Annotated in this window: 7 protein-coding genes and 1 pseudogene; all 8 read right to left on the bottom strand. The window is 46.9% G+C overall.

Annotated features, from left to right (window positions below; translation table 11 throughout):
• Positions 1–659 (bottom strand): nitrate ABC transporter ATP-binding protein (locus tag RMO52_RS05740; protein WP_310411754.1); only part of this gene is annotated, 659 nt, incomplete at its 3' end.
• Positions 660–914: 255 nt separating this feature from the next.
• The gene (gene ntrB, locus RMO52_RS05735; RefSeq protein WP_310411752.1) at positions 915–1,757 is read right to left on the bottom strand and encodes a nitrate ABC transporter permease; all 843 of its coding nucleotides are present in this window, start codon (positions 1,755–1,757) and stop codon (positions 915–917) included.
• Positions 1,758–1,875: 118 nt separating this feature from the next.
• A complete protein-coding gene (locus RMO52_RS05730; protein ID WP_310411749.1) occupies positions 1,876–3,228 on the bottom strand; it encodes a CmpA/NrtA family ABC transporter substrate-binding protein in 1,353 nt (450 codons plus the stop codon).
• Positions 3,229–4,064: 836 nt separating this feature from the next.
• Positions 4,065–4,313, bottom strand: a complete 249-nt coding sequence (locus tag RMO52_RS05725) for a hypothetical protein (protein ID WP_310411746.1) — start codon at positions 4,311–4,313, stop codon at positions 4,065–4,067.
• Between the two features lie 285 nt (positions 4,314–4,598).
• The gene (locus tag RMO52_RS05720) at positions 4,599–6,131 is read right to left on the bottom strand and encodes a ferredoxin--nitrite reductase (protein ID WP_310411744.1); all 1,533 of its coding nucleotides are present in this window, start codon (positions 6,129–6,131) and stop codon (positions 4,599–4,601) included.
• Positions 6,132–6,499: 368 nt separating this feature from the next.
• Positions 6,500–8,008 carry a DGQHR domain-containing protein gene (locus RMO52_RS05715; RefSeq protein WP_310411739.1) on the bottom strand — a complete coding sequence of 503 codons (1,509 nt, stop codon included), beginning with the start codon at positions 8,006–8,008 and terminating at the stop codon, positions 6,500–6,502.
• Positions 8,009–8,468: 460 nt separating this feature from the next.
• Positions 8,469–9,284, bottom strand: coding sequence for a HEAT repeat domain-containing protein (locus RMO52_RS05710; protein ID WP_309742144.1), 816 nt, complete (start codon positions 9,282–9,284; stop codon positions 8,469–8,471).
• Positions 9,285–9,542: 258 nt separating this feature from the next.
• Positions 9,543–9,687, bottom strand: a pseudogene (locus RMO52_RS05705) (phycocyanin subunit alpha); the annotation flags it as partial.

Raw genomic sequence — 9,687 nt, 5'->3', positions numbered from 1 at the left:
TGACCGATTTGGGATTCGGGGCCGTTTGTGAGCATCACCACTCGATCGGATAATAATAATGCTTCATCGACATCGTGTGTTACCATAACGGCGGTAACACCACTCTCTTCGCAGATGTGCATTAATTGCTCCTGCAAGCCGCCCCGTGTCAGCGCGTCGAGGGCACCAAAAGGTTCGTCGAGTAAGAGTAATTTGGGGCGAATAGCTAGGGCACGCGCGATCGCGACGCGCTGTTTCATCCCCCCCGATAGTTCGCCTGGACGCTTTTTGGCTGCATGAGTCAAGCCGACTAATTCGATATGATGCTCGATAATACTGCGGCGTTCGCCTTGGGGTCGTCTACTGTAGACTTCATCGACAGCTAGGGCAATATTTTCGCGGACAGACAGCCACGGTAATAGGGAATAATTCTGAAATACTACCATTCGATCGGGGCCGGGTTCAGTGATTTCGCGTCCTTCCAAGATTACCCCGCCCGCCGTCGCTCGATCGAGTCCAGCGAGCATATTTAATAGGGTCGATTTGCCACAACCGGAGTGCCCGACTAGCGAAATAAATTCACCTTCATGAATCTCTAACTCGATATTTTTCAGGGCGACATATTTCCCGCCATTAGCTAGCGGAAATACTTTATCTACGTGGTCGATTTGGACAAACATAGTTTAGTGGATAGTGGATAGTGAATAGCTTCTATTTAGGAACAATCTGTAGGGGCGGGTTTGCGGCGCGCGCACGCCTTTGTTTCCGGACGGTTTGCGACTGAAATCGCGCTGTAGGCGAAGACGTGTCGCTAGACGGTTTCCTCGTGCTAAGCGTTTGGGTCAAGACAGCGCGACAAGACAATGGCACAAGTGTCGATTCTGCCAGTAACTTCATTCAAACCCGCCCAATCCCACTAGCATCGATCGCATGTCTTACCTGGGATCTTCAGCGACAATTTTTGTGGCGATAAATGCGATCGATCGATCCAGCAAAAAACCGACAACTCCCACATAGACTAGTGCCAAGATAATCCGATCGAGATAGGCATTATTATATGATTCCCAGATAAAGAACCCAATTCCCACGTCGCTTCTGAGCATTTCTGCCGCCACGATCGCCAGCCAAGAAAGACCGATGCCAATCCGCAAACCCGTGAAAATATATGGTAGTGATGCTGGTAATAAAATCTTGAAGAAATAAGCCTTATTAGATAATTTCAATACCCGTTTAACGTTAATATAATCTTGAGGAATTTGCTGCACTCCCACAGTAGTATTGATCAGAATCGGCCAGACAGCAGTAATGAAAATTACAAAAATTGCCGCTAATCCATTGTCTTTAAGTGCTGCTAATGCGATCGGCAACCATGCCAAAGGTGGAATCGTTCTCAATACCTGGAACATCGGATCGAGCGATCGATACACTAACTTATTAGAACCAATTAGAATCCCAAATCCTACCCCCACAATTGCTGAAATACTAAATCCGATCGCAACGCGCTGAAGGCTGGCAAATACCTGTAATGCTAAACCTTTGGAGTTACCACCATTATCAAAAAATGGATTGATAATAAATGGGTCCCAAGCACCCTGCACGACCTGAATTGGCCCTGGCAAACCTTGAGAACCTATCGGACACAATATTTGCCAGATTGCCAAAAATACTAGCAAAGCAACTACTGGTGGCAAAATTCCGCGCGCCTGCTTCATAATCCACGAGTTACTATTGCGACTCTGGCGATTCTTGGTGACTTTCTGACTACTACTGACTGCCATGATTCTCCTAGTTATAAAAAAGACTAATACTTCGATGCTAAAATTGGACTAGTATTTTTATGGTCAAAGCCTATATTTGCCCAGACAGCTCTACATGAGTAGAGCTGCGCTAGTTAATCTAAGCTTTCTTAATCTTGAGCGACTTGAGATAATCTTCAGGCTTTTCTGGATCGAACTTCACCCCATCAAAGAAGGTTTCCACCCCACGAGAAGTACTCGTTGGAATTTGGGCAGCATCGACCTTTAGCGCCGTCGCTGCTGCTTTCCACAAGTCCTCACGATTGACCTTTTTAATCAACTCTTTGGCTTTGACAAAATCAGTAGGAATCATCCCCCAGCGCATGTTTTCAGTCAAGAACCACATGTCATGACTCTGGTAAGGATAGGAAGCATTGTCTGCCCAGAACTTCATCGAGTTGGCATAATTATCTACAACTCTGCCGTCGCCGTAATCGATTTTGCCTTGAATCCTACCCAGGATATCGGCAACAGGAATATCGAACCACTTAGGACTGGAAACGATTTTAGCCATCTCCTCCTTGTTCTCTGCCTTATCGCACCATTGCTGCGCTTCTTGAACTGCCATCAGCAGTGCTTTAGTTGCTTTAGGATTTTTGTCTACCCAATCAGCGCGCATCGCCAAGGCTTTTTCGGGGTGATCTTTCCATAGTTCGCCAGTTACTAGGGCAGTATAACCAAGCTTTTGGTTGACTAACCTAGCATTCCACGGTTCGCCCACGCAAAAGGCTTCCATACTAGCTGTTTTCATATTCGATACCATCTGTGGCGGTGGTACGGGTACGAGGGAGACATCTTTAGCAGGATCGACACCATTAGCAGATAACCAATACCGCATCCACAGATCGTGAGTACCGCCAGGGAAAGTAATCGCGGCTTTGAGGTCGGATTTACCATCGGCTTTGGTTTTGGCTTGGGCTAGTGCCTCTTTGAATCCGGCACCTTTAAGCTGGATTTTGGCATCTTTATAGGTATTGGCAACCGAAATTGCCTGACCATTGGTGTTCAACCGTGCCAGGATGTACATCGGCACTGGCTGTTTAGTTTTAGTCATGCCCATCGTCATGAAGTAGGGCATCGGCGACAACATATGCGCTCCGTCGATACCGCCACCAGCCGAGCCAGTCTCCAAATTATCGCGGGTAACTGGCCAAGAAGTTTGTTTGAGGATTTCGACATCTTTCATGCCGTATTTAGCAAATAAACCTTTCTCTTTAGCAATGATTAATGGTGCTGAATCGGTGAGTGGAATGAAGCCTATTCTGGCGGTAGTGACTTCAGGAGCCTCTCCAGCAGCTACAGTTGTTGCTGGCGTGGTGCTACTGGTTGTCGTAGTCGTAGTTGTAGAACCTTTCTCGCCTTCAGCTTTTTTACTACAAGCGTTTGTCAAGACACTAGCTGCGGCGGTAATCCCGGACGCAAGCATGAACTTTCTTCTGGAAAACTGACTCATATATCTACAGACCGCTCCTCATATTGAAAACGCTAAAATTGCGTTGTCTGAATTTGCCTTTAATCATATACTATTGTCGTTTTTGAGTGTTGATAAAACCGTAACTTCTGATACCAATTCCCAATAAATACTTGGTAAATCTATTTTTTAAAAATCGTAAAATACTGAACCTTAAAACAGTATCGTTTCTCACTACATATATTAAATTTTGTATATAAACAACTATCATTCCCATAAGGAAAGCTAATGCTAAATCTAGAAAAAATGCCGACCGATATAATTGACACGATCTCGATCTCTCTGCAACGACTGTCTATCCATTTTGCTTGGATAATCGGCTAAACAAAATTAGTTTGCGCATAGTCAAGTTGCGCTCGATTGCAACCGCCAAAGCTCTGAAAATATAACGATCTGACAAATAATAAAAACATCCATTGAAAACCCGGCAACGCTATCCTGGTTGCCGGGTTCATAAGTTATAACGCTATTCCTATCTAATAATTTCCAGTTATCGCAAACTTAGTCTGATGCTGTGAAGTTTTACCGCTAAACTACCTTTGCAAGTAAATAAGCAAAGGACGAGATTTGAACTCACGTCTCACACGCGTTGGTTTGCAAAAGTCGATCTAGGGAGCGAGGTTTGATAATGAAGTTAGAGTAATAACTTGAATTTAACCTTAAATTTGATGGCGAAGCAGCGGCTTTACCTCGCAGCTAGACTAGTGTGTCTAGCTACTTGTTTGCCTACTCCCAGGTGGATAGTCTGGGAGACAGGACTCGAACCTGTAAACACTCTCGGCACTAAACTTGAACTTGTATTCGGTCGCTAGTATAACTCAATCTGCGAATAGATAACCAAAAATTGCTGTGGCAACTTGGCGGGATTGGGCTTGATGATTATTGGCTTCTTCTCTTGCTTGAATAGTCGCTTTTTGGAGTTTATCGACACGGCGTAATAATGAATTGACCCGATCTTGCGGTAATGCTCCCGAAAACTCGACTAAACTCCAAATTCCTTCGACAATATCTTTGGAAACTTCTTTGATTTGAGCGGGATGATGTTCGGTCGCTTCGGAGGCAACCACAAAGTCGGTAATTTTTTTGGTTTTAACTGTTTCTTTTGCTAAAGTGACATAACATCCCCAATTGGGATCGTGTTGCCAGTCTTTATAGATCGATAATACTGGCAGCGAGTAGTTTTGACTGATTGTAAGATGGCAATTAATTGGTTGAGCTTCATGAAACTTAGGCAGGATAGCGATGCTATTTTACCTGGATTCGATCGATTGACTCGATCGCTGAATATATAATTTAAAAAAGGTTGTCAAGTTATTGACAACCTTGACTAGTATGAGTGACGAACTGATTAATTAAACTCCCGAGATTGTCGCCCCAAACTTTTCAACTAATAAGCCAACCAGTACGCCGTCTAATTCGGATAGTGGTATTCCTTTCATCACCTTTTCGCCGAGCTTGGCATCTTTACCCACAGTACCACCCATGAAGATATCCACAGCCTCGACAGTTTGACCATCCTTGCGAATTTTGGCACCCATCAAGCCGATATCGGCGACTTGAGGTTGACCGCAAGAATTGGGGCATCCAGTCCAGTGAATCCGCACTGGTTTGGGGACATCAACCTTGGCTTCGACTGCATCGATAACCGATACGGCATGTTGCTTGGTTTCAATCAGCGCAAAGTTGCAAAATCGAGCGCCAGTACAAGAAACCACCGTGCGGGTGAGATTGCCAGGATTGACTTGAAATCTGGTTAAAGTTGGTTCGCTCAATAAAAGGTCTAACTTGGCATCGGCAATATTGGGAATAATTGCATTTTGCTCGACCGTAAATCGTACTTCGCCAGTCCCGTACACTTCCGCTAGTCTGGCTAGTTCAAAGAAATCAGCAGCTTTAAGATGACCGACGGGGATATGTAAACCGACATAATTCAATCCCGCTTGCTTCTGAGGATACACGCCGATATGGTCGCGTTTTTCCCATTCGATTTCGTCTTTTGGTGCCGCAGCTAAGAGAGTTTTGCCATAGACGCGTTCGGCTTCAGCCCGGAATTTTTCAATCCCCCATTCATCGATGAGAAACATCAATCGCGCCTTCATCCGATTGGCACGCAAACCATTGTCGCGGAACAGGCGCAGGATACTCAAACTAAACTCGACAACTTCTTCAGGTGCCACCCAGACATTCATCGGCATCGCCGCATCGCACCGCTTACCCGAAAAGAAGCCACCGACTAAAACATTAAATCCAAATACATCATCTTTGAATGCCGGAACGAAGGCAAGATCGTTAATTTCGGCATGAACCGAGTTGTCGCGACAACCCGCGATCGCGATGTTAAATTTGGGTGGTAGATTACTAAACTCAGGATTGCCCTCACCCTTGCTAATAATCCGATCCTGCAATTCCTGAATCATTTCGCGGGTGTCATACAATTCCCCCGCTTCGATGCCTGCTACAGGCGAACCTGTAATGTTGCGGACATTATCCATCGCCGACTGCATACTCGTCAGCCCGACAGCAGCCATCTTCCGAAAGATTTCGGGCAAATCCTCAATCCGAATCCCCCGAAGCTGGATGCTTTGGCGGGTAGTAATATCGGCACTCCCGTCATCCCCATACCGTTGGATGATATCGCCCAACACGCGTAACTGGTCGCTGGTCGTAATCCCGCTCGGTGCCCGCAACCGCATCATAAACCGCCCTGGAGTCACGGGACGAAAGAAAACGCCCAACCACTTCAACCGATGCTCGCGGTCGGTCTCATCCATCGCTTCCCAGCCAATCCGGGCAAATTCTGCTAATTCGGCTTTGAGTGCTAGTCCGTCTTTTTCTGATTTGAGTCGCTCAAACTTATTTTGGGTGGCTGGTATGGCTGCTGTCATGGCGGTAATTCTCGCTAGCTTTAAGCTATACAGATTGAATTTGGATGAAAATTTACTTTGTGTACCATAAGTTAACGGTAACGACTCGATCGTTTAGTATCAGTTGTTACAAATGGTTGCTAAACATGAAATAAGCGGATTTAATCGATGCACTTTTTAGATAAATATCTTTGGATTTTGCATCGAAACAAAGTTACTGGTGGATAGTGGATGGTGGATAGTAGTTTTGAGTCTAGTCTTATGTACTGTCTTGTCTTGACGCATCGAACGGGAGGGAACCTCCGTGATGCGCGAGCCGCTGGTGCAAGATGTGAGTATCCCCTATTCCCTGTCTTTGACAGGAAATTTATCAATGTTACCTGCTAGCTCTAGGTCAAAACAGGCGGTAAGCCAACTTCCTGGGGCGTGACTAACTTACCATCGAAACTCATCGCATAATCGCCGACAGTTCTGGCTTCGGCAACTTGACGGCGGAGTTCGGCTCGATCGAAATCGTTATCTACACCCCCCAATAAATAGACGATTAACTTCGCTGCTAAATCGCGTCCAGATACCAAAATTCGCTTCTTATTTGGATCGTATAAAATCCCATACCACAGGGATTGAAATGAATCGATATTGCCAAACCCACCATCGGCATCATAACGATCGAGTTTACGGAATACCTCGGTTTGAGCCATTTGTTTTTTAAAAACCGCCATGCCCACCCCTTGAGCGAAGGCAACTTGTCCCACTGGGCGAAATAATAAATGCCCTTCACCACCAGCGATTTCAAAACTAAAGCGGCGTAATTTGGGCGTATCTTCCCCTTTTAAGCGTCCGTAACTAGTGAATTCGGATAACCTGTCGAATAAGTGACCGAAAGCGGCAATCCCAGCGGCTAATTCGGCGGAATCTGGGCGTAATGGCACTAGACCTTTTTGGGCTTTGGGTTTCCAGTGGGGAAACTGATATTGGAGATATTTTGCTGCCATATCTTGCAAAGCTTGGAGTGTAGTCAGCACGGTAGTTTTAGTCGCTACCGTCGCACTGTCCCAATTTACGCGCGGGCTACGTCCAGGGAGATCTTTTAATAAGGGATGATTGACGGCAATATTTCGCGCGACGATCGCAAAACCATCGTTTTCATCGAGTTGCGCTAATTGTCCTTTACTCAAGGCGATCGCCATTAGATTAACATGCACAAAGATCGATCGAATCCGTCGCCGCGCTGCTAATTGGGTTTCATCTTTTACCACCGCCGAGATAAACTCAATCCCGATCGTCTCCTGCGGTAAACTCGCTAGATACTCTGCCGATGTCCCCAATTCGGCGATCGTAATTTTATTGCCCACCAGCTCGCGATATTTATTATATCTAGGCAATTCACCAACCCGTAATAACTCCATCAATCCCTGTACGCCCATCAACCGATGTTGCCCATCTAGCGCATAAATCCGCACTGATTCGCCGACATCCAATCGCCCAAAATTCTCATGACCGTCAATCGGCACAAACATCGCCGCTGATGCAGTTGCTTTGCCACCCCTACCCCATTCTGGCGCATGAATATTATCCACCCAACTTCTGTCGATCGTCACTAATACGGGCGGGAATTTATGAGTGGTGCGCCCTGCTAAATACTGTACTAAGGCAGCCTGTCTGCTCCAGTCGAGGGGACGTTGCTGGATGACTTCGATACTATCGCTATCAATCGCGATGTTATTATCTCTAGGCTGATACTGCTCTGATAGTAAGCTCATCTCTGAGGCATATTTTACCCGATCGGCCAACCATTGCAGCGTGACGGAGCCAATATATGCCTCACTACCGCCCATATTGGTACGCTGGACGAGAATTTGATGCGGCTGGATATGTGGAATCTGGCTGGCTGGCATTGTCAACGGCTGAGTGAAGTTACCGCAACCAGACTAGCAGCTTTCTCATTGCAGCTTCCAGGGGTTTTTAAAAACTTAATAGGGGATAGGGAAAGAGGCGTTGCTGAATTGAGGTATGAAATGCACCAATCTTGCCCTCACCCCCAGCCCCTCTGTCTTGTCTCGCTGCAAGGTTGCGCTAAACCCTCGGGGAACCCGAGGAGCGCGAGCCGCTCCCAAGCTTGGGAGCGGCGTTTTTATGTCTAGGGTTCCCCCCGAATAAAAAAGCGACGCACACAAACGGGAGGGAACCTCCCGTTTGTGTGCGTCAAGACAACGACAAGACAGAGGGGAGCCAGAGCCGGAGGCGAGGGCGGGGTGAGGGCGAGGGATTTCGATTGGTATCATACCCAGATTCAGCAACACTGGGAAAGATTGTATTTTTACGTTTGCAGGAGGTCTATCGAGCGATCGGATCGAGCTACAATAACTCATCCATCAACTGCATCACCTCGATCGCACCTGTGGATAACCGATCTGCTGGTGAGAGCAAAATTTGCGCTTCTAGTAACCCTTTGAGGGCAATTAGTTTGAGACTATTTTCGGCATGGGTTTGGGAGATCGGCACCGCAGCAGGCAGATAGCCAGTGGCTCCTAAATCGGACAGGAGTGCCCGTCTAACTTGTAAATCTTTATTTGATAAGGCTGCTACTAATCGATCGCCGTAGAGCGAATCCTGCGTGAGTTGGTACATCGCTCGTAACCCCGCAAATCGCACTCTGGGAATTGGATGCTCTAGGAAAGGCTGAATCGATGGTACCGCGATCGTCGCGCCTAAAGTCCCCAAAGTTTCTAAAATTGCATCGTAAGGCTCGGAAAAATCTTCACCATTGGGTAAAAGCCGACCATCGCGAACGCCTGCACGCAAGAACTCTACCAGCGGCTCGATACAGCGCGGATCGCCTAACATTTCCAGGGATTGTGCTGCCGCCTCGCGCACATAAAAATCCGCACACTTGAGACATGCAATTAATGCTGGCACGGCTTGAAGATCGCCCAGCTTGCCCAATGCTCTGGCAGCACTGCGGCGGAGGGGATAGCCACCTTCTGGAGTCCGATCTGCTTCATCTTGTAAAGCTGCAATCAGTCCAGTTATGGCACGGGGATCGTTAACCCGAAATTTACCCAGCCACCAAGAGGCATAAGCGCGCAATCCGAGATCTTCCCCATCCAGATTTTCGATCGCTTGGTCGATCGTTAGTGGTTCGCCAGCTTGAATCTGCGCTTCGTCTTCCATAATAGTTAGGGCGATGTTCGATCGCATGAGTACCGATAGATTAATTCTATCTGTAGGGGCAGTGCTTCATGCCATTCTGGAGATTTCGATCGGTCATATAGACAAGTTTAGCGAGGTAGAGACTCGTTGGTGAAGCCTCTCAGAATGAGAATCGCGACAACTCCCGAAAAAATTGCCAAAAAAATACCCCGAAGTTATTTACCATTGCCAACGACATCGCTCGGCAGTTGCAGATAACTTCGGGTGGTGGAGACGAGACTAACTCAAGGAGTTAATCGCATAATCCAAGTAAGAATTAGCCTCGACAGCCGCATCACCAGACAAACCGTGGTTGGACTTGATGTACTTGAGCGCTTCGATGTACCAGCTTGGCGACAAGTCAAAAGTCTTGTTGATTTCCGCC

The sequence above is a fragment of the Chamaesiphon sp. OTE_8_metabat_110 genome, from assembly GCF_031382685.1.
Taxonomy (GTDB): Bacteria; Cyanobacteriota; Cyanobacteriia; order Cyanobacteriales; family Chamaesiphonaceae; genus Chamaesiphon.
Note: the sequence above shows the minus strand (reverse complement) of the source record. Positions and strands in the feature narration are given on the sequence as shown.

Coding starts and splice junctions, on each gene's coding strand:
- ntrB (WP_310411752.1), bottom strand. CDS start 1,757: ATGGCAGTCAGTAGTAGTCAGAAAGTCACCAAGAATCGCCAGAGTCGC.
- RMO52_RS05715 (WP_310411739.1), bottom strand. CDS start 8,008: ATGCCAGCCAGCCAGATTCCACATATCCAGCCGCATCAAATTCTCGTC.
- RMO52_RS05720 (WP_310411744.1), bottom strand. CDS start 6,131: ATGACAGCAGCCATACCAGCCACCCAAAATAAGTTTGAGCGACTCAAA.
- RMO52_RS05730 (WP_310411749.1), bottom strand. CDS start 3,228: ATGAGTCAGTTTTCCAGAAGAAAGTTCATGCTTGCGTCCGGGATTACC.
- RMO52_RS05710 (WP_309742144.1), bottom strand. CDS start 9,284: ATGGAAGACGAAGCGCAGATTCAAGCTGGCGAACCACTAACGATCGAC.